The organism is Actinomadura spongiicola (genome assembly GCF_003432485.1).
GTDB classification, from domain to species: Bacteria; Actinomycetota; Actinomycetes; order Streptosporangiales; family Streptosporangiaceae; genus Spirillospora; species Spirillospora spongiicola.
Genome location: NZ_QVNQ01000004.1, coordinates 556,639 through 575,957, shown reverse-complemented (window position 1 = coordinate 575,957; position 19,319 = coordinate 556,639). Strand labels below are relative to the sequence as shown.

General features: G+C 71.5%; 21 protein-coding genes. 11 read left to right on the top strand and 10 right to left on the bottom strand.

The genetic code is table 11. The features are described 5' to 3' along the window. Positions 1 to 65 precede the first annotated feature (65 nt). Positions 66 to 2,312 carry an NACHT domain-containing protein gene (locus D0T12_RS15365; protein ID WP_117400228.1) on the top strand — a complete coding sequence of 749 codons (2,247 nt, stop codon included), beginning with the start codon at positions 66 to 68 and terminating at the stop codon, positions 2,310 to 2,312. Positions 2,313 to 2,315: 3 nt separating this feature from the next. Here the strand turns inward: D0T12_RS15365 and D0T12_RS15360 are convergent, their stop codons facing one another. Continuing rightward, positions 2,316 to 2,819 carry a DinB family protein gene (locus D0T12_RS15360; RefSeq protein ID WP_117400227.1) on the bottom strand — a complete coding sequence of 168 codons (504 nt, stop codon included), beginning with the start codon at positions 2,817 to 2,819 and terminating at the stop codon, positions 2,316 to 2,318. 147 nt (positions 2,820 to 2,966) lie between these two features. Between D0T12_RS15360 and D0T12_RS15355 the strand changes: the two genes are divergently transcribed. The 3 genes from D0T12_RS15355 to D0T12_RS15345 all read left to right on the top strand — a co-directional run bounded on the left by D0T12_RS15355 (position 2,967) and on the right by D0T12_RS15345 (position 4,895). Further along, complete coding sequence (locus D0T12_RS15355; RefSeq protein WP_117400226.1) at positions 2,967 to 3,158, top strand: DUF1059 domain-containing protein; 192 nt, start codon at positions 2,967 to 2,969, stop codon at positions 3,156 to 3,158. Positions 3,159 to 3,230: 72 nt separating this feature from the next. Further along, a complete protein-coding gene (locus tag D0T12_RS15350) occupies positions 3,231 to 4,043 on the top strand; it encodes an alpha/beta fold hydrolase (protein ID WP_117400225.1) in 813 nt (270 codons plus the stop codon). Between the two features lie 114 nt (positions 4,044 to 4,157). Then, the gene (locus D0T12_RS15345) at positions 4,158 to 4,895 is read left to right on the top strand and encodes a sporulation protein (RefSeq protein WP_117400224.1); all 738 of its coding nucleotides are present in this window, start codon (positions 4,158 to 4,160) and stop codon (positions 4,893 to 4,895) included. Positions 4,896 to 4,980: 85 nt separating this feature from the next. Here the strand turns inward: D0T12_RS15345 and D0T12_RS15340 are convergent, their stop codons facing one another. Further along, entirely contained in the window at positions 4,981 to 5,496 is a 516-nt protein-coding gene (locus tag D0T12_RS15340; RefSeq protein WP_117400223.1) for a peptidase inhibitor family I36 protein, read from the bottom strand. 138 nt (positions 5,497 to 5,634) lie between these two features. Between D0T12_RS15340 and D0T12_RS15335 the strand changes: the two genes are divergently transcribed. Continuing rightward, positions 5,635 to 6,882 (top strand): PucR family transcriptional regulator, encoded by a 1,248-nt coding sequence (locus tag D0T12_RS15335; protein ID WP_199487466.1) that lies wholly within the window; start codon positions 5,635 to 5,637, stop codon positions 6,880 to 6,882. Between the two features lie 27 nt (positions 6,883 to 6,909). Here D0T12_RS15335 and D0T12_RS15330 read toward each other — a convergent pair whose 3' ends face one another. From D0T12_RS15330 to D0T12_RS15315, 4 genes are read right to left on the bottom strand one after another with little or no spacing between them, the layout of a single operon-like run. Then, positions 6,910 to 7,791 carry a RecB family exonuclease gene (locus D0T12_RS15330; protein WP_117400222.1) on the bottom strand — a complete coding sequence of 294 codons (882 nt, stop codon included), beginning with the start codon at positions 7,789 to 7,791 and terminating at the stop codon, positions 6,910 to 6,912. Positions 7,792 to 7,793: 2 nt separating this feature from the next. Next, entirely contained in the window at positions 7,794 to 8,498 is a 705-nt protein-coding gene (locus D0T12_RS15325; RefSeq protein WP_117400221.1) for an MBL fold metallo-hydrolase, read from the bottom strand. A 46-nt stretch (positions 8,499 to 8,544) separates the two neighbouring features. After that, complete coding sequence (locus D0T12_RS15320) at positions 8,545 to 9,375, bottom strand: PHP domain-containing protein (RefSeq protein ID WP_117400220.1); 831 nt, start codon at positions 9,373 to 9,375, stop codon at positions 8,545 to 8,547. Then, on the bottom strand, positions 9,375 to 10,025 hold the full coding sequence (locus tag D0T12_RS15315) for a DUF6758 family protein (RefSeq protein ID WP_117400219.1): 651 nt from the start codon (positions 10,023 to 10,025) through the stop codon (positions 9,375 to 9,377). Before D0T12_RS15315 ends, D0T12_RS15320 begins: the two co-directional genes overlap by 1 nt. 94 nt (positions 10,026 to 10,119) lie before the next feature. Between D0T12_RS15315 and D0T12_RS15310 the strand changes: the two genes are divergently transcribed. After that, positions 10,120 to 10,512: an NUDIX hydrolase gene (locus D0T12_RS15310; protein ID WP_117400218.1), complete on the top strand. Its 393-nt coding sequence runs from the start codon at positions 10,120 to 10,122 to the stop codon at positions 10,510 to 10,512. On the opposite strand, the gene D0T12_RS15305 is transcribed toward D0T12_RS15310, so the two are convergent. After that, entirely contained in the window at positions 10,507 to 11,745 is a 1,239-nt protein-coding gene (locus tag D0T12_RS15305) for a CPBP family intramembrane glutamic endopeptidase (RefSeq protein ID WP_117400217.1), read from the bottom strand. The genes D0T12_RS15310 and D0T12_RS15305 overlap by 6 nt on opposite strands. A gap of 56 nt (positions 11,746 to 11,801) precedes the next feature. Continuing rightward, on the bottom strand, positions 11,802 to 12,749 hold the full coding sequence (locus D0T12_RS15300; RefSeq protein WP_199487465.1) for an HpcH/HpaI aldolase/citrate lyase family protein: 948 nt from the start codon (positions 12,747 to 12,749) through the stop codon (positions 11,802 to 11,804). Between the two features lie 39 nt (positions 12,750 to 12,788). Between D0T12_RS15300 and D0T12_RS15295 the strand changes: the two genes are divergently transcribed. Both D0T12_RS15295 and D0T12_RS15290 read left to right on the top strand, forming a co-directional pair. After that, positions 12,789 to 13,292 carry a hypothetical protein gene (locus D0T12_RS15295; protein ID WP_117400455.1) on the top strand — a complete coding sequence of 168 codons (504 nt, stop codon included), beginning with the start codon at positions 12,789 to 12,791 and terminating at the stop codon, positions 13,290 to 13,292. 320 nt (positions 13,293 to 13,612) lie between these two features. Then, complete coding sequence (locus D0T12_RS15290) at positions 13,613 to 14,479, top strand: NAD(P)-binding domain-containing protein (protein WP_117400216.1); 867 nt, start codon at positions 13,613 to 13,615, stop codon at positions 14,477 to 14,479. A 334-nt stretch (positions 14,480 to 14,813) separates the two neighbouring features. Here D0T12_RS15290 and D0T12_RS15280 read toward each other — a convergent pair whose 3' ends face one another. After that, positions 14,814 to 15,713 carry an RNA polymerase sigma-70 factor gene (locus D0T12_RS15280; protein WP_199487464.1) on the bottom strand — a complete coding sequence of 300 codons (900 nt, stop codon included), beginning with the start codon at positions 15,711 to 15,713 and terminating at the stop codon, positions 14,814 to 14,816. Positions 15,714 to 15,799: 86 nt separating this feature from the next. On the opposite strand from D0T12_RS15280, the gene D0T12_RS15275 reads away from it, so the two are divergent. Both D0T12_RS15275 and D0T12_RS15270 read left to right on the top strand, forming a co-directional pair. Continuing rightward, positions 15,800 to 17,104 (top strand): magnesium transporter MgtE N-terminal domain-containing protein, encoded by a 1,305-nt coding sequence (locus tag D0T12_RS15275; RefSeq protein WP_117400213.1) that lies wholly within the window; start codon positions 15,800 to 15,802, stop codon positions 17,102 to 17,104. A gap of 14 nt (positions 17,105 to 17,118) precedes the next feature. Next, positions 17,119 to 17,598 (top strand): DUF1003 domain-containing protein, encoded by a 480-nt coding sequence (locus D0T12_RS15270; protein WP_117400454.1) that lies wholly within the window; start codon positions 17,119 to 17,121, stop codon positions 17,596 to 17,598. Here D0T12_RS15270 and D0T12_RS15265 read toward each other — a convergent pair. Continuing rightward, positions 17,595 to 18,050 (bottom strand): MarR family winged helix-turn-helix transcriptional regulator, encoded by a 456-nt coding sequence (locus tag D0T12_RS15265; protein ID WP_233526074.1) that lies wholly within the window; start codon positions 18,048 to 18,050, stop codon positions 17,595 to 17,597. The two genes, D0T12_RS15270 and D0T12_RS15265, sit on opposite strands and share 4 nt — an antisense overlap. A gap of 93 nt (positions 18,051 to 18,143) precedes the next feature. Here D0T12_RS15265 and D0T12_RS15260 point away from each other — a divergent pair, with 93 nt between their 5' ends. Next, a complete protein-coding gene (locus D0T12_RS15260) occupies positions 18,144 to 19,283 on the top strand; it encodes an Mrp/NBP35 family ATP-binding protein (protein WP_117400211.1) in 1,140 nt (379 codons plus the stop codon). Positions 19,284 to 19,319 lie beyond the last annotated feature (36 nt).

Here is a 19,319-nt window from a genome sequence, read left to right as displayed (position 1 = left end):
CGTGACGGCGTCGGTCGTTGTTGGGATGCTTGGGGGATGGGTCCGACGATGCGCCGGGGCGGCTGATGGCGTGGAGGCGTAGGTCAGACGTCGTCGCCAGGTTCGAGAAGCAATCGGTCGCCGAGAACCGGGTGGGCGGGGACGTCGCGCTCGTTCAGCAGGTCATCGTGGACGGGCGGTCGCCGGAGGACCGGGCCGTCCGGCTTCTTGCTGAGTCTGTGGATCGGCAACTGTCGGCGGAAGTGCAGCGGCAGCAGTTGGAGCGTCCGGCGCCGATCGTGTTGCGGGTGCGGGAGACCGAACGTCCGGTCGGGCCGCTGCCGGGGGCCGTGTCCGGTGAAGTGCGGCTGGACGGGGACACGACCCGGATGGTGGACCTCTTCCAGGGGTTGCCGGATCGGCAACTGGTGATCCTCGGGGAGCCGGGGGCCGGGAAGAGTGTGCAGGCGACGCTGTTGGCGCACGGGTTGCTGCGTGCGCGAGAGCCCGACGGGCCGGTGCCGGTGCTCTTCCAGATGTCGTCGTGGCGTCCGCACACCATGCCGCTTGAGGCGTGGATGGAGAAGCGGCTGCTTGAAGACCATCCGCTGTTGGGCGACCAGGAGATGGCGCGGCGGCTCGTCCAAGGGCGGCGTGTTCTGCCGGTGCTGGATGGGCTGGACGAGATCACGGCGGAGTCCTTCCGTGACGTGATCATGAAGCTCGATCAGGCGCTCGACAGGGGGACGCCCTTCGTGCTGACCTGCCGGGCGAAGCAGTACGAGGACGCTGCGGTCGAGTTCGGGCAGCGTCTTACCCGGGCGCCCGTCATCGAGATTGAGCCTGTTCAGGGCGATGACGCCATTCGTTATCTGGAAGGCGCCGTTGGGGATGACGAGCGCTGGCGTCCCGTGCTCGACCATCTGCGTGCCGAGCCTGGAGGGACGCTCGCCGAGGCGCTGACCACGCCGTTGATGTTGTTCCTCGCGCGAGTCGCCTACAGTGCCCCGGGTTCGGATCCGAGGGCCTTGTTGTCCTTCACCGATCCGGCGGACGTCGAGAACCATGTTCTGGAGGCGTACCTTCCGGGTGTTTACGCGGAGTACCTGTATCCGCGTTATCCCGAGCGGAAGGCTCGCCGGTGGCTCGCGACGTTGGCGAGCGGGCCGCGAGAGATCCGCTGGTGGAACGTGTCCTCGCGTAGTGCCGAGTTCGCGTCCTGGCTGCTGTACGCGCTCGGGACCGCCTGGATCGTCTGGCTCGGCTGGAACATCTGGTTCGCGATCATGGCCGCCGTCGCCGTGCTGGTCGCCAACGGCTGGTTCCACGTCGGGCTTCTCCTGGACAAGGTCGAGATCGTCGCGACCGAGCGCGAAGCCGCCGATCCACGGTCTCATCTGCGGCGTTACGGCCTGTTCGCGGCTCTGTTCTCGGGGGTGTCCGGGGCCGCGGTCGGCGCGGCCATGGGCGCGTGGTTCGGCGGTGCCTCGATCGACGCGGACTCCGCCACGGCCCGGGGGTACGCCCTCGCCGCCGGGCTTCTCTTCGGCACCGCCACACTGATCAGCACGGCCTGGGGACGGTATCTGCTGGCCCGCTGCGAGTTCGTCCTCCGGGGAAGGCTCCCGGTGCGGCTCGGCGCGTTCATCAAGGACGCCGGGGAGCGCGGTGTGCTGCGCCGTCCCGGCTCGGTCTACCAGTTCCGCCACGCGCGGGTCCAGGACGTGCTGAGAGCGGAGGGCCCGGCACTCCTGGACGACGAGCCGTACACCGTGCTCCCGCCCGGCACGCCGCGGGCCCGCCAGACGGCCAAGCTCATCGCCGTCCCATCGTTGCGGTTGTTCGCGCACGCCTGCACGGTCGGGGTCACGTTGGCCGTCCTCGGCGGGGTGTTCGCCCAGGTGGGGGTCGACTTCGAGTCCGGTGTGAAGCCCAGGGGCGGAACGAACACCTATTGCCTCAAGGACGGCTGCGCCAACGTCGACTACCTCTCCTGGTCGCTGCCCCGAGGCGGCTCGGCCACGACCGTCTTCCGTCCGGGCTCCAGCTTCCGGAACGCGCCGTTCGACGGGCTCGACGGCCAGGTGAGGATCTCCGGGTGCGACGACGCCGAGATCTCCATGGAGGTCAGGGCGGAGGGCTCGTCCCCGCGCCGCCGGACGATCACGGAAGGCCGCTGGCACGGCGTCCGCGACTGGCCGCTCCCCGCATCCTTCGAGCACCTCACGGTCACCTTCCGTCGTCTCGACACCATGCCTTGCACGGCCAGGCTGGTGTGGGAGAGGGCGGGGCTGACCACGAACCAGTACTTCCAGATCAAGGAGCGGCTCTGAGCCTCACTCGCCGGTGGCGCCGTCGATGCGTTCGCGGAGGAAGTCGGCGTGGCCGTTGTGGCGGGCGTACTCCTCGATCATGTGGGTGAGGATCCAGCGGAGCGAGAAGTCGCTGTCGCGGTGGCGCATGGTGGCGTCGAGGGAGTCGGCGGCGTCGACGATGGCGCGGGAGCGCGCGCATTCCTCGTGCCAGGCCGCGAACGCCTCGTCGGGGTCGGCCGTGTCGACCTCGAAGTCGGTGTCGTCGCCGGAGCCCTTGATCCAGCGTCCGGGGAGGGGCTCGCCGTTGAACCTGATCCGGAACCAGGACCGTTCGACCTCCGCCATATGCCGGATGAGGCCCAGCAGGGTGAGGTTCGACGGCGGGACGGCCTGCTGTTTGAGCTGCTCGGTCGTCAGGCCCGCACATTTCATGGCCAGGGTGTCACGGTGATATTGGAGGAACCCGGCCAGCGTCGCGCGTTCGTCGCCGGTCTGGGGCGGGTCGATTCGTCCTTGATCATCCATCGAACAATCCTGCCACGGCCGCGCGGGGTCGGCGCCGGTCTTCATTCTGACCTGGGGTTATGTCACGATGAGAGGGAGATGCGAAAGCGGTCGGGGCCGCGATGTCGCTTTCCTCGCGGGCCGACCGGCCGAGAAGGGGGAGACGCCATGCGGAAGGTGGCCGACTGTCGGGAGCAGCCCAGCGAGATGAACTGCACGCTCACGATCAGCGGCGAGGAGGACGAGGTCGTCCGCGCCGCCGCCGAGCACGCGGCCTCCGTGCACGGGCACGACGACACCCCGGAGTTCCGGGAAGAGATCCGCGGCATGTTGAAGGACGAAGAACCGGCCATGCACTGACCGGCGATGAGTTCCGGCCAGGTTCGGGGTCTGCAACTCCGAACCATGGCCGTTCTCATGCCGGGAGGATCGATGACAACTGTTTCGTCCACGCTGCGGGTCCCCGACGGACATCTGCACTATGAGGTCCGCGGGCGGGGGCCGCTGGTGGCGCTCGTCGGCTCCCCCATGGGCGCCGCTGCGTTCGAGCCGCTGGCCGACCTGCTCGCCGACGGCTTCACCGTCCTGACGACGGACCCGCGGGGCATCAACCGGAGCCCCCTGGACGATCCCGCGCAGGACTCGACGCCGGAGCTGCGCGCCGACGATCTCGCGCGGCTCATCGAGCACGTGGACGCGGGACCGGCCGTGGCGTTCGGGTCCAGCGGCGGGGCGTGCACCGTCCTGGCGCTGGCGCAGGCCCACGGGGAGCACGTCCGGGCGGTCGTCGCGCACGAGCCGCCGCTGGTGGCGTTGCTGGACGACCGCGACGAGCAGTACAAGAAGACGGACGAGACGATCGCCACGTATCTCGGCGGCGACGTGCTCGGGGCGTGGGGGATGTTCATGGAGCAGGCGAACTTCCAGCTGCCGCCGGGGGCGCTGGAGCACATGTTCGGCGGCGAACGCGATCTCCAGCAGATCGCCGACGAGCGGCGCTGGTTCGAGCACGAATTCCGGGAGACCACGCGGTGGCGGCCCGATCTCGACGCGCTGGGCAAGGCCCGGGTCATCGTCGGCATCGGGGAGGACTCGGCCGGGGAGCTGTGCGACCGGACGTCCAGGCTGCTCGCCGGTGCGCTCGGCACCGACCCCGTGATGTTCCCCGGCGGCCACACCGGCTTCGAGGAGGACCCCGACGCGTTCGCCGTCCGGTTCCGCCCGGTTCTGGACGCGATCGGATAGGGCTCCGGGCCAGCCGGAAGCGGGCGTCTTCGTCGTGGCGCGCGGCTCGGCGGGCGTCCCAGACCCTAGTCTGGGACGCCCGTTTTGGGACCGTTCCTCTGGAGGTGGCCGCACATGGCGTTCCGCACGTTCCTCAGCTCCCTCGGCATCAACGCGCCCGAGGTGACGACGGTCCTCAACTCCCACGAGGTCCGGCCGGGCGGCACCCTGACCGCCGAGGTGACCGTCAGGGGCGGTGCCGCCGACGTTCGGGTCGAGCGGATCGCCGTGCAGCTCGTCACGCGCGTGGAGGCGGCCGAGCCGACCGAGAAGAGCTGGGACAACCCTGGGGTCGTCGCCCTCCAGGCCGTTCCGGCCTTCGACCTCGCCGCCGGTGAGGAGCGCGGGGCTCGGCTCGCGATCGAGGTCCCGTGGGAGATGCCCATCACGCACGCGCTGGGACGGGACCTGCGCGGCACACGGGCCGCCGTCCGGACGATCCTGGAGATCGACAACGCGGTCGACCGGGGCGACTTCGACGAGATCGCCGTCCACGCGCTGCCCGCCCAGGATCTGTTCGTCGACGCCTACCGGACGCTCGGTTTCCGCTTCGACGAGGCGGAGGTCAAGACGGGCAGGGTGAACGGCGGGCACAACCAGCTCTCCAAGTTCTGGCAGGAGTTGGAGTTCTACTTCCCGGCGGATTATGGGCGTGGCCCCAACGCGCAGTTGGAGACGGTGTTCATCGCCCGGCACGACTCACTGGATCTGATCACCGGGCCGCACGGCCCCTATCCGTTCGACTACGCGGGCCTCACCCTCGACCAGTGCGTCGCCTGGCTGGACCGGCACTGCCGATCCCTCTGGGGGTGACGCGGGGGCGGCCGGGTCGCTCACGTACGAAAGGCCATGGCCGCCCTGCGAGCGCAGGGCGGCCATGGGAGCGGGGTGCAAACCTTTAGTAGCAGTTAAGGCTGGACGCCTGGTCGTTGATGTTCCTGGTCAGCCCCATGCTTTCGGTGAAGCTGAACATCTGGAAGAGCCGGGCGCCACCGAGCCCGATGGCCGCCCACACGTCGACGTCGAAGTCGGTGTTGTTGGCCCAGGACGAGGTCACGTCGTTGAAATTGAACGCGGTCAGGTTGACCACGCGGTTGTCGCACAGCCTGTCACGGAAGGAAACGGACCTCCCACCGAAGTTGGCGGCCTCGTACAGGCAGAACCGGCCATCCGGGCAGGGCGCCGGGGCCGCCGTGGCGTTCTTGCCCGTGGGCAGGGTCATGACAACGTCGCCGTTCTGCCAGGCGATGGTGTTCTTGCTGGTCTGAGTACCACCGGGAGCCTGGGCCAGAATCCTGTCGATCTTCTGTTGGGTCGGGTCCGGCGCGGCGGCGGCCACCGTGGCGCCACCGGTGGCCAGCAACGCGACCGCCGCCGCGAACGCGGCGAGAATCGCGGCCAGTCTGTGTTTCATTTCCTGTGCCTCCAGGAATGTGGAAGGTATGACGCCTCCATTAACACCTTGCCGATTCGGCACAGGCAAGCGAACGCGAGGGATTTGCGTTTCTCGATAAAAGCACTTTCGTAGATCAAGAAAGATTCGCTGAAACTGATGAACCACGTCCGTCTGGCCGGACCCGGACAACGGGCGTCCACGGCCACCCTCCGCGCGAATGACGAGAAGCGACGGTTCTCACCGGGGGTGCATGTGGGTGACCTTTTCGGTGTACTGGCGAAGCGGGTGGCGGCCAATGCGCGCAGGGCGGTCGAGGTCTACTCCCGTGAGCTGCCCGAATGGCGCGCGATGGGTGAGCGCGACGTCGCGGCGCCACTGGAGTTCGCGGTGCTGCTGCGGCGCCGCTCGGTGGAGTTGGCCTCGCACGACCAGCCGTTCACCGGCGACGACCTGGCCGTCATCGCCTCCGTCGGGCGGGCGCGTGGTCGGGCGGGCGTGTCGCTCGGCTCCTGTAGGCGCGTCCTGGGCCTGCACACGACCCTCATGATGCAGGAAATGCACGAGGCGGCCGCGGACGCGGAACTGGACGACCTGCTGAGGATGCTCAACTGGCTCGGCGAGCAGGGCTTCGCGGCCCAGGACTCCTACATCCGCGGGTTTCTGGACGGTCAGCGCCACCTTCTCCCGGACGCCGAACGCGTGCAGCGGCTCGCCGCCGCCCTGCTCACCGGCGACCCCGCCGCCGCCGAACTCGCGTCGTCGCTCGACATGCCGGCCGCCTCCCAGTACACGGTCACGGTCGTACGGATCGCCGACCCCGACTTCCGGCCCGCCCCGGCCACCCGCGCCAAGATCCTCGACGCGCTGCTCGCCATGGACCGGGTGCCCATGAGGTGGACCGACCGGCTGGAGTTCGCCGTGCTGCTGCCCGCCACGGACCGGGATCGTGAACGCGCCCTGGCGTTGGCCGCCGCGTTCGCCGAGTCCGTGGGACGTCCCTGCGCCGTCGGCGCCGACACCGCGAGCGTGTCCGACCTGCGCGGCGCGGTCGCCCTCGCGCGGCAGATCAGCCGGACCGCTCCCGGCGAGCGCGTTCCACGCCGGATCAGGACCGTCGCCGACATGTTCGTCGAACTCGGCGCGGCCCGGCTGCCCGAGATCGACCTGTGGCTGCGCGAGGTGGCCCATCGGCTCTCACGAGGGCCGGACCTGGTGGCCACGCTGGACGCCTACTACCGTCACGACAAGAACCGCGGGGCCGCCGCGAGCGATTTGTACGTCCACCCGCGCACCCTCGACTACCGCCTGCGCCGGGCGCGAGAGCTGACCGGCATCGACCCGACCACCACGCACGGCGTGCGCACGCTGTCCGCCACGGTCACCCGCATACTCGCCGACGGCTGACCGCCCGGAGCGGGCGTGGTGCACGGCTCAGGTGACGTCCACGGGGAGGGCGGCCCAGGGCTCTTTGCGGGGGGCCGCCGCCTGGCCTTCGGGGCAGTGGCGGGCGAAGTCGCACCAGGAGCACAGGGTGCCCGTCCGGGGCGGGAACGTGTCGTCGTGAGGGGCGTGGTCGACCTCGGCGTCGGCCGAGGGGCGGGGCCGCGGGACGCGGGCGCGGTACGTCTCGTCGGCCGCGGCGGCCTCGGCGGCGATCTGCTCGGCGCGGCGCAGGTGCCGGGCCAGCGACTCCTCGGTGTGCTCCCACGCCGCGACCTCGCCGGACGGCAGATGGTGCAGCTCGACGCGGCGGCACGGGCGGCGCAGCACCCGGGACGCCGCCACCGCGTAGATCGCGAGGGCGAGGGAGCCGCGGGCGTCGTCGGAGGTCGGGACGTGGCGGCCCGTCTTGTAGTCGACGACGGCGAGTTCGGACCCGCGGGCGTCCAGCCGGTCGATACGGCCCGACACCGCGATGCTGTCGGTGCGGGTCGCTACGGTACGTTCCACGCCAAGCGGCTCGTCGTCCGGGTCGAGGCCCGCGACATAGCGTTCGGTCATCTCGCGGGCCCTGTCACGCCACTGCGCCGACTGGGCCTCGTCGCGGAAACCGTCCGTCAGCCAGCCGCGGGCCAGCAGGCGTCCCGCGGCCTCGGGGGTGCGGTCGGAGAGGGGCAGCCGCCACCAGCCCGCCAGCGCGTTGTGGACGCTGGAGCCGACGCTGTTGTGCGCCCACCGCGGACCCCGCTGCGGCATCGGACGATCCAGATACGTCATCCGGTACCGGCGCGGGCAGTCCAGCCACGTGTTGAGTCGCGACGGCGTGCACGGATACAGCCGCCGGGGCATGCCCTCTAAGCCGAGCTGCTCCACCCTCAGTCGTCTTCTTGCGCCAGCTGGCCCCACGACTCCCAGCGGGAGTCCTCGTCGCCGACCGTGGTCTCCTCGCCCTGCGCGGGCAGGACCTGAAGGTCCTTCGGCAGCGGGGTCAGCAGCGCGCCGATCGAGTTGAGCTGCTTGCGCAGGTCCTCGTAGACGCCGCCGACCGAGCCGGGACGGCCGCGGTGCAGGGTGTCGCCGGAGAACAGCGTGCCGAGCTGCTCACTGATCACGCAGACGCTGCCGGGGGTGTGGCCGGGCGTGTGCACGATCTCCAGCTGGGCGTCGGCGATCTCGAAGACGCCGCCGTCCTCCAGCCAGATGTCGGGTTCGAGGGCCCGCAGCGCCTTGGCGTCGTCCTCGTCCTCCTCCTCTTTGGCGAGGCGGCCGAAGTAGTCGCGCCACAGCAGCCGGTCGGCGCGGTGCAGCGCGATGGGAGCCCAGTTCTCCTCGTCCTCCTCCCCTCCGGCGGCGACCTCGAGCACCACGCTCAGGCGGTGTTCGTTGCCGTCGGTGAGCAGGACGGCCATGACCTCGCGGTCACCGACCTCCTTGAGAACGGCCTCGGCGTCGTTCGCCGGATCGATCACGATGACCTCGTCGTCGTCGCCGACGATGTAGGTGTTGTTCTCGACGTCGTACTCGGTGTCGTCCAGGGTCAGCGTCCCCGACGTCACCACCTGTTCGATGCGCGCGTCCACGCCACGCACCCTACCGTGATTCGCGCCACTCGACGGCATCGGATGATCATCTGGTGGACGCGGCGGCGGTGAGCCGCTCGAACGCGTCCGGCGCGGTGGTCTCGACGCCGAGCCGGTCGCCGGTCAGCGCGCCGTGGTCGTCGCTGGACCCCGTCGCGGCCAGGCCCAGCGCGGCGGCGAGATCACGCAGGTGGGCGCGATCCTCCGCGACGTGGCCCGGATGGTCGACCTCGATCCCGGCGAGCCCGGCGGCGGCGAGGGCCTCGATCACCTCGTCGTCGAACACGTACCCGCGGCCGCGTGCCCGGGGATGGGCGAGGACGCACACTCCCCCGGCCGCGCGGACGAGCCCGACCGCCCGGACCGGGTCCAGCGCGTACCGTTCGACGTAGGCTCGGCCGCCCTGCGCGATCCACTGCGCGGTGAACGCCTCGTCGGGGTCCGTGATCGCGCCCGCGTCGACCATGGCGCGGGCGATGTGGGGGCGTCCCACCGCCTCCCCCTTGGCGAGGGCGCGGACCATGCCCCACGACACGTCGACGCCGAGTTCACGGAGCCGGTCGACCATGCCCCGCGCCCTGATCACCCGGTCGTCGCAGATCCGGGCCAGTTCGGCGGCGAGCGTGGGCTCGTCCGGGTCGAACAGGTAGCCGAGGAGGTGGAGGCTGCGTCCGCCCTGCGCGCAGGACAGTTCGATGCCGGGGACGAGCGTCAGGCCGTCGGGCAGCGCGGCGGCGGCCTCGTCCCATCCGGCGACGGTGTCGTGGTCGGTGAGCGCGAGGACGTCCAGGCCCCGCTCCCGCGCCCGCCGGACGACCTCCGCGGGCGGGCGGGTTCCATCGGACGCGTCGCTGTGGCTGTGCAGGTCGATGCGCATCAGTCGTCGAGCCTAGGGCTGTGCGCGCCGTACGGCAGGTCGATCTCCATTCCCGGTTCGCGCAGGTCGAGAAGGTGCTGGTTCTCCAGCATGAGGACGCCCGCGTCGGCGGGCCACAGCACGGCCCACAGCCACTCCCCCATCGCCTCCCCGACATGGACGGCCCGGTCGGGTTCGGCGCCGACCGCCCACATCGGCACCGACCGGCCGCAGGTCGCCGCCGGGCCGCTGAGGTCGAGTTTCACATGCGGCGGGCTGCTGTCGAACACCTCGGGCCCGGGGTCGGGACCGTCCAGGCCCGCGTAGTGGGCGCCGAGGCCGATACCGGGCTCCTCGGCGATCAGCAGCAGGTCGGCGGGGCCGCTGACCAGCCCCGGCCCGGACAGCGCGACCGCCGACGCCCGACCGCCCGAGCGCTCGTCCCCGACCGTGGTGAAACCCGTGACGAGCCAGCCCAGCGGAAGGGGCCAGGGCGTCCAGACGGGGACCCTCGTGTCGCGCAGCACGGCGGCAAGACCCTCCGGGCCGGGCCGCTTCGACGGCTGCCTCGGCAGAACGGCGCCGTGCACGTCGCACGTCCAGTCACTCGACCAGAGGCTCGGCGTGTGCAGCGGACCCGCGCAGCGCGGGCAACTGGGCTCCGCCCTCATGACTATCCACCCTGCGCGGCGACGTCCCGGCTCGTCAAGCCGGGCGGGTCCCGACCCGGGCAACGCGCGGGAAAGTTGGCGACAATGGGGAGTCATGCGGGTGCGTTGTGTCGGCGGCATCGTCCGGGACGAGGGCGGACGGCTGCTCATGGTGCGGCGGGGACGTCCGCCGAGCGTGGGCCTGTGGTCCGTTCCGGGCGGACGGGTCGAGCCGGGCGAGGACGACGTGTCGGCGGTCGCGCGGGAGCTGCGGGAGGAGACCGGGCTTGAGGTCTCCGTCGCGGACGTCGAGGTGGGAATGGTGGAGCGTCCCGGGCCCGGAGGGGTCATCTACGAGATCCACGACTACGCGGCGACGGTGACGGGCGGGACGCCGCGCGCCGGTGACGACGCGGCGGAGGTCCGCTGGGTGTCCGCGGCGGAGCTGCGGGAACTGCCCGTGACGCCGGGCCTGCTCGACGTGCTCGCCGGGTGGGGGCTGCTATGACACGGGCGCCGGATACGCGGGCGACGCGACCGGCACGCCGCCCTCGTCGTCCGGCCCGGCCGTGACGGTCTCGACGCGCATCCGCCGCGCCAGCCACACCACGGCCGCCGCGTACAGCGCCATCGGGACGATGTCGGCCACGACGACCTGCCACGGCACGCCGCCCTGCTCGATGTCCAGCTCACCGATCGCCGCCGGGATCAGGAACGCCATCAGGTTGTTGAACACGTGCAGCGCGATGCTCGCCTCCAGGCCGCCGGTGCGGACCGCCAGCCACGCCGCGATCGCGCCGAACGCGAAGATGTCGAGGATGCCCCAGCCGGTGTAGCCGTGCCCGGACGTGAACAGGGCCGAGCCGACGACGATGCCGGGCCAGGGCGTGCGGAACACGACGCTGAGGGCCCGTCCGACGCGGCGCCTGGCGTTCTCCAGCGTGCAGGAGGCCACGGCCTGGAGCATCCAGCCGCGGAACACGTACTCCTCCGCCGTCGCCTGGAACGGCACCAGCACGACGATCAGGACGGCGGGGAGCAGGAAGTCCCCCCAGCCGACCCACTGGACGTCCTCGCTGGTCTTGTCGTCCAGGGTGACGCCCGCCACGATCGACGTCGCGTACGACACGACGCAGAACAGGATCGCCAGGCCGGAGCACGCCAGCATCCACCGCCAGCGCAGGCGTCCCGCGACCGACGAGAGGGTGCCGGGCCGGCGCCGCGTGACGCCCCACGCCACGAGCAGCGCCACCGGCAGGAACACCGCGAGCGCCGCGAGGTTGAACGCCAGGTCGGCCGTGTCGTCGCCGAGGAGCGTGTCGGAGTCGGGCCCGGACGACTCGGGCAGGTCGCCCGTCACCACCAGCCGGGCGATCATGCCGATGAGCAGGAGCAGCATGGCGAGGACCATGCCGCCCGCCCCGATCGCCAGCGTTCCGACGAGCGGCCGCCACCAGCGGTGCGCCTCGGTGCGCGCCATCCGGTGGAACGGGGTGCCCTTCGGTGGCGGCGTCGTCCAGGGCGGCTTCACCCGCGGCGGCCCGTAGCCGCCGTACGCGGCCCCGTACGGGCCCTGCGGCCAGGCGTAGCCGGGGGGCCGGCCGTCACCGGGCGGCTGCGGCCAACCGTAGGGCTGCGGCTGCGCGGGCGGGTGCGGGTGCGGCCCGGGACGAGGCGCCGCGTCGTCGGGGAGGCTCGGGTCGAGCGGGGCCCAGCCGTCGGCGTCCCCTCGTTCTGACACGTGCGCCCCTCCCGATTTCCCCCCGCGAGCCTTTCGCGTAGGTGGGACGAATCGTATTAGGCGTCAGTTCCCGGCGGGTCGACACGCGTGGTGCGCTCCAGCCCCGCCGCGCGGCCCTTCACGGCGACCGCCAGCGCCATCTTCCTGGACGCCTCGTCGATCATCTCGTCGCCGAACCGGACGGCGCCGCGCCCCTCGACCCCGGTGGCGTGCTCGTAGGCCTCCAGGATCGACTCCGCGTGGTCGTAGTCGTCCTGGGACGGGGCGAACACCGCGTTCCCCGCCTCGACCTGCGACGGGTGCAGCACCCACTTGCCGTCGAACCCGAGCGCCGCCGAGCGCCGCGCGACCCGGGTGAAGCCGTCCACGTCCTTGATGTTGAAGTACGGGCCGTCGATGGCCTGGAGGCCGTTGGCGCGGGCCGCCATCAGGATGTGCATGAGGATGTAGTGGTAGGCGTCCCCCTCGGTGTAGCCGGGCGGCTGCTCGCCGACGACGAGGGTCTTCATGTTGAGCGACGCCATGAGGTCGCCGGGGCCGAGGACGAGGGACTCCAGCCGCGGCGAGGACGCCGCGATCGCCTCGATGTTGATCATGCTGCGGGCGTCCTCGATCTGCGCCTCGATGCCGATGCGGCCCACCGGAAGGCCCACGGCCCGCTCGATCTGGGTGAGGAGCCGGTCGAGCCACTGGACGTGGGTGGCGTCCTGCGCCTTGGGCAGCATGATCGCGTCGAGGTGGGCGCCCGCGCCCTCCACGACCTCGATCACGTCCCGGTAGGCGAAATGGGTCTCCAGGTCGTTGATGCGGACCACCCGGACCTTGCCGGACCAGTCGCCCTCGTTCAGCGCGGCGACGACGGCCTTGCGGGCGTCCTCCTTCGCGGAGGGCGCGACGGCGTCCTCCAGGTCCAGGAGGACCTCGTCCACAGGGAGACCCTGCGCCTTCTCGATGAATCGGGGGTTGCTGCCGGGCACGGAGAGGGTGGTACGTCGAGCGCGCATGGCCCGGATGCTATCCCGGCGGTGTGAGACCCTCGGAAGATGGGTGAGCTGAACGCGGCGCTGGTGGAGGAGGCGGCCAAGAAGTCCGGGCTGCTGTGGCTGGATCTTCCGGGCCTTCCGCAGCCGAGGGCCGCCTGGCATGTGTGGCACGAGGGCTCGGCGTACGTCCTGACGGGCGGGGAGGGCGAACAGCCGCTGCCAGGGTTGCCGGACGCCGACCGGGTGACGGTGATCCTGCGCAGCAAGGACAAGGGCGGGCGGCTCCTCACGTTCACCGCCGCCGTCGAGATCGTCGAACCGGGCACCGAGCTGTGGGACGCCGTGGCGCCGCTGCTCGCCAAGGACCGCCTGAACGCCGCGTCCCACGAGGGGCAGGTGGAACGGTGGACCACCGAGTCGTGGATCGTCCGGCTCACCCCGGCCGACGAGGTCGTCGAGGCGGCGGACGAGTACGCGACCGTCCGGCCCGTCCCGACGCCCGCGACGACCGCGGGCCCGCCGCCGCGCCTGTTCGGCGGCAAACGCCGCGCCGTCGACCGCTAGTTTTTGCAGTCCCGGCCCACTCCGCTCGCCTAGGCCGTGTCGCGAAGTCTGGTGTGTGACGGTGTGTCGTGAGCGGCTGGGGGTCAGCCCGCTCGGGTCCGGTCTGCCGATGCCGCCGCCGGCGGTGTCCGTGATCGCGGCGTCGGTGCCGGTCCCGCGCTGCTCGAACGGTGGGGCACGCAAGCCCGCGTCCTGCCCGGTGTCGGCTGCACCGCGCTCGCCATGATCACCATCGCGGTGGTCGCGCGGCCGGTCCGGGCGGGCGCGCCCCATGGCCCCGGGTTGACCTGAAGTTCGGTTGATGTTCGAGGGTAGGTGGCATGGCGGAGAACGAGCACGCGCGGAGCCGCGTGGCAGTGGTCGGGACGGGAGCGATCGGGACCGCGGTGGCGCGGCGGTTGCTCGGCGGTGGGCACGAGGTGGCGGTGTGGAACCGGACGGCGAGCCGGACGTCCGGCGCGGTGGACGCGGGCGCGTCGGCGGCCGGGTCGGTCGCGGAGGCGGCGTCGTCCAGCGACCTGATCCTGCTCACCCTCACCGATCACGCGGCGGTGCGGGACTGCCTCGACCGGCTGGACGCGGACGTGTCCGGACGGACGATCGTCGCGCTGGCCACCGGGACCGCCGACGACGCCCGGGAGGCCGCCCGGCGGGTCACCGCGCTCGGCGCGCACTACCTGGACGCGGGCCTGCAGACCTCGCCCGAGATGATCGGCACCGACGCGGCGACGATCCTGTACAGCGGCTCGCGTACCGCGTTCGAGGAGCACCGCGCGACGCTCGGGCTGCTGAGCGAGCCCCGGTTCGTCGGGGACGCGCCGGACGCCGCCGCGATCTGGGACCTCGCCCTCTTCGGCGTCTGGTACGACGCCCAGCTCGGCCTGCTGCGGGCGCTCGACACCGTCCAGGCCGCGGGCGTCGACGTCGCCGGGTTCTCGTCCACGGCGGCGGCCCAGCTCGGTCATGTGGTCTCGGCGGTTCCGGACACGGTGTCGGAGGTGGAGCGGGCCGACTATCCGAGGGGCCCGGCGAACCTCGCCGAGCACCTGGTGGTGCTGCGCCACCTCATCGAACTGCGGGCCGGGAGGCCGCTCGGCGACGGCGGGCTGGGGCCGGTGGCGGACAGGATCCAGCGGCTCATCGCGGACGGGCGAGAGGCCGAGGGCCTGACCGCGACGATCGGCTAGCGCCTGGTTCGCCGGCAAGACGTACTCGTCTCGGGCGGTCCGCGAGCATCTGCGCCGCCGCGGGATCGCCTGCACCATCCCACCCCGGCCGGCCAGGCCGCACACGGCAGCGGCGAGGCGGCGACGGGGCCGTCCACGCGCCTTCGGCCCGGTCGACCACCGCGCCCGCCACGCCGTCGAGTGCGGCACCGACTGCCTCAAGCACCACCGCGCGGTGGCCACCCGGTTCGACAAGCCAGCCGTCCATCACCAATCCACACTGGAGATCACCGCCATCAACGAATGGCTCCACCTACTTCGAGACACGCCCTAGTCGGCCGCCGGTCTCGCCCGGTCACATCGAGAGTGTGCGGCCCTCCGCGACCGCGGTGAGTTTGTCGGGGTTGGCGACGAGGTGCACGGCCCGGACGAGGTTGTCCTCGTCCACGTCCACGGTGATCGTGCCGAGCGGGCCGTCCGGACCCTCCACGAGGAGGGCGGGCTCGCCGTTGACGTCGACGCGGCGGATGCGCATGTCCTCGGGCTCGACGCCCCGGTAGGGCTGGCCGACGACCTTGGACAGCCAGCGGGCGACCTTGGTGACGCCCTCGATGACCCGGCGGGCGGCGCGGACCTTGCCGCCGCCGTCCGTCCACAGCGTCACGTCGGGGGCGAGGACCTCCATGAGGCGGTTGATGTCGCCGCCCACCACGACGTCCAGGAACCGTTCGGTCGCGGCGCGCCGCTCTGTGCCGCCCGCCTCGAACCGCGGTCGCCGCGCCTCCACGTGCTTGCGGGCGCGGGTGCCGAGCTGCCGGACGGACGCCTCCGACCGGTCCAGCGCCGCCGCGATCTCCGCGTACGGGTAGCCGAAGACGTCCTTGAGGACGAACACGGCACGTTCCAGCGGGCTCAACGTCTCCAGGACGACGAGCATCGCCATCGACACCGACTCCGACAGTTCGGCGTTCTCGGCGACGTCCGGGGAGGTCAGCATCGGCTCCGGCAGCCACGGCCCGACGTAGGTCTCCCGCCGGGCCCGCACCGACCGCAGCCGGTCGAGCGCGACGTTCGTGGTGATCCGGACGAGGTAGGCCTTGGGGTCGGCGACTGCGGACCGGTCGGCCGCGGACCAGCGCAGCCACGCGTCCTGGACGACGTCCTCCGCGTCGGCGGCGGTGCCCAGCATCCGGTACGCGACGGCGAACAGCAGACTTCGGTATTCCTCGAACGGCTCGGTCTTGACGTCGCTCACCACGTCAGCCTCTCATGGGGGTGCCCGTGCCCGGTTACCGGCCCTTGCGCCGGATCAGGACGTCGATCATGGGTAGTGTCCGGTTCATGAGCGGAGCGCCGACACGCGTGTTCATCGCCCGGCTCGCGGGCATCGCGGTGTTCGACCCCGCCGGGGACCAGGTCGGCAGGGTCCGGGACGTCGTGGTCGCGATGCGGCTCGCGCCGCGGCCGCCGCGGGTGCTCGGGCTGGTGGTGGAGGTCGCGTCCCGCCGCACCGTGTTCCTGCCGATCACCCGGGTGACGGTGATCGAGGCGGACGCCGTCGTCTTCGACGGGCGCCTGAACATGCGGCGGTTCCAGAAACGCGAGTCGGAGACGCTGGTGATCGCGGAGCTGCTGGACCGGACGGTCCGGTTCGGCGAGGCCGGGGAGCCGGTGTCCGTCGTCGACGTGGCGATGGAACCGACCCGGACCCGCGACTGGCTGGTCAACAAGGTCGCCGTCCGCCGCCGGACCGGGCGTGGATTCCGCAAGCGCGGGGAGAGCCTCGTCGTGGACTGGGACGACGTGGAGGGGTTCTCCGCCGTCGAGCACGGGCAGGGCGCGGCGGGGCTCATCGCCGCGTTCGAACGGATGAAGGCCGCCGACCTGGCGAACATCGTCCACGAGCTGCCGGAGAAGCGGCGCGCGGAGGTCGCGGTCGCGCTCGACGACGAGCGGCTCGCCGACATCCTGGAGGAGCTGCCCGAGGACGACCAGATCGAGATCCTCGGCAAGCTCGGCGTGGACCGGGCCGCCGACGTCCTGGAGGCCATGGGCCCCGACGACGCGGCCGACCTGCTCGGCGACCTGCCCACCGAGCAGCGCGAACAGTTGCTGATGCTGATGGAGCCGCGCGACGCCGCGCCGGTGCGGCGGCTGCTGACCTACCCCGACCAGTCCGCGGGCGGGCTGATGACGACCGCGCCGGTGATCGTCGCGCCGGACGCGACGGTCGCGGAGGCGCTCGCGCTGATCCGCCGCCCCGACCTGAACCCGGCGCTCGCCGCGCAGGTGTACGTGTGCCGGCCGCCGACCGCGACGCCGACCGGCCGGTACCTGGGCACCGTGCACTTCCAGAAGCTGCTGCGCGAGCCGCCGCCGACGCTGGTCAGCGGCATCGTCGACGCCGAACTCGACCCGCTGCGGCCCACCATGTCGCTGGAGGCCGTCGCGATGTTCCTGGCGACGTACAACCTCGTCGCGGGCGCCGTCGTGGACGAGAACGGGCATCTGCTCGGCGCGGTGACCATCGACGACGTCCTCGACCATCTGCTTCCCGAGGACTGGCGGGAGGCCGTCATGGACGCCGGCGCCGCCGAGATCACCGAACGCGATCCCGAGGAAGAGGCTCTCCGGGGGGACATGTGACGACGACACGCCAGATGACCGCACGCCTCGACCAGCCGAGGGAGATCCGGCGGACGTTCGTGCCGCGCGTCCACTACGACCCGGATTCGTTCGGGCGGCTGTCGGAGCGGATCGCGCGGTTCCTCGGGACCGCCCGGTTCCTCGTCTACATGACGGCGTTCGTCACCGTGTGGATCGGGTGGAACATGCTGGCGCCGCCGTTCCTGAAGTTCGACCCGTACCCGTTCATCTTCCTGACGTTGATGCTGTCGCTCCAGGCGTCCTACGCCGCGCCGCTGATCCTGCTCGCCCAGAACCGGCAGGACGACCGTGACCGCGTCCAGTACGAGCAGGACCGGTCGAGGAACGAACGCAACATCGCCGACACCGAGTACCTGACGCGGGAGATCGCCGGGCTGCGGGTGGCGCTGAGCGAGGTCGTCACCCGCGACTTCCTCCGCTCCGAACTCCAGCAGATCATGAAGGAGCTGGACGGCAAGGACGGCCCCCGCTAGGCGGGGACGCGTTCGTCGGCGAGCCTGCCCAGCAGGACGCCGAGGGCGCGCAGGTCCGGTTCGTCCAGCGCGCCGAGCATCGAGTCGCGGACGCCCTCCCGGTAGGTCGGGGTGGCCTCGACGAGACGTTCCCGGCCCGCGGCGGTGAGGACGGCGTACAGGCCCCGCGCGTCGCTCGCGCACGTCTGCCGGTCGACGAGCCCCTCCCGCTGAAGCCGGTCGACCAGCCTGGTCAGGCCGCTGCGCGACAGCAGGACACGGTCGGCGAGGTCGTTCATGCGCAGCCGCCCGCCCGGGGCCTCGCCTAGGTTCATCAGGACGTCGTAGGCGCCGAGCGCCAGGTCGTGGCGGTCCAGCAGGTCGGCCTGGAGCCGCCGGGAGATCCGCGCCTCGGCGCGGAGCAGGGTGCGCCAGACGGTCAGCTCGGTGGCCGAAGGGATGCTGCGAGTCACGAACCGACATCGTACGGCCCCGCCGCCGCCCGTGCGATGAACCCGGGACACCCTGGTTGGCGAGCACCGCCGCGCGGTCCATACCATGGGGACATGGCCTCCCAGTTGACGACCGAGCAGGTGACCGCGGCGCTGGCCACGGTGATCGACCCGGAGATCCGCAAGCCCATCACCGAGCTCGACATGGTCAAGGACATCGACATCGCCGCGGACGGCGCCGTCCGCGTCGGCGTGTACCTGACCGTCGCGGGATGTCCGATGAAGGACACGATCACCCGCAGCGTCAAGGACGCCGTGTCGAGACTGGACGGCGTCACCGGCGTCCAGGTCGAGCTGGACGTGATGAGCGAACAGCAGCGCAAGGACCTCCAGACCAAGCTGCGCGGCGGTGAACCGGCCAAGGAGATCCCGTTCGCCAAGCCGAACTCGCTGACCCGCGTGTACGCGGTCGCCAGCGGCAAGGGCGGTGTCGGCAAGTCGTCGGTGACCGTGAACCTGGCCGCCGCGCTCGCCGCGCAGGGCCGCAAGGTCGGCGTGGTGGACGCCGACATCTACGGCCACTCCGTGCCGCGGATGCTGGGCGTGGACAGCCCGCCCACCAAGGTCCAGGACATGATCATGCCGCCGTCCGCGCATGACGTGAAGGTGATCTCCGTCGGGATGTTCACCGCCGGTAACCAGCCTGTCGTTTGGCGCGGTCCCATGCTGCACCGGGCGCTGCAACAGTTCCTCGCCGACGTCTACTGGGGCGACCTCGACATCCTCCTCATGGACCTGCCGCCCGGCACCGGCGACATCGCGATCTCGGTGGCGCAGTTGCTGCCGTCCGCGGAGATCCTCGTGGTCACCACCCCGCAGCAGGCGGCCGCGGAGGTCGCCGAACGCGCCGGAGCGATCTCCGCGCAGACCCATCAGCAGGTCGTCGGCGTGATCGAGAACATGTCGTATCTGACGTGCCCGCACTGCGGGGAGCGGCAGCACATCTTCGGCGAGGGCGGCGGCACGCGCGTCGCGGACGCCTTGACGAAGACGCTCGGCACCCGCGTCCCGCTGCTCGGCCAGGTGCAGATCGACCCGCGGCTGCGCGAGGGCGGCGACAACGGCGTCCCGCTGGTGCTGTCCGACCCCGACGCGGGCGCCGCCAAGGAGCTGCGCACCATCGCCGACGACCTCGCGAGCCGCAGCCGCGGCCTCGCCGGAATGTCCCTGGGCATAGCCCCCAAGCGCCACTGAAACTATTGAATCGCGGTCGCCGCATCGCTTCGCGAT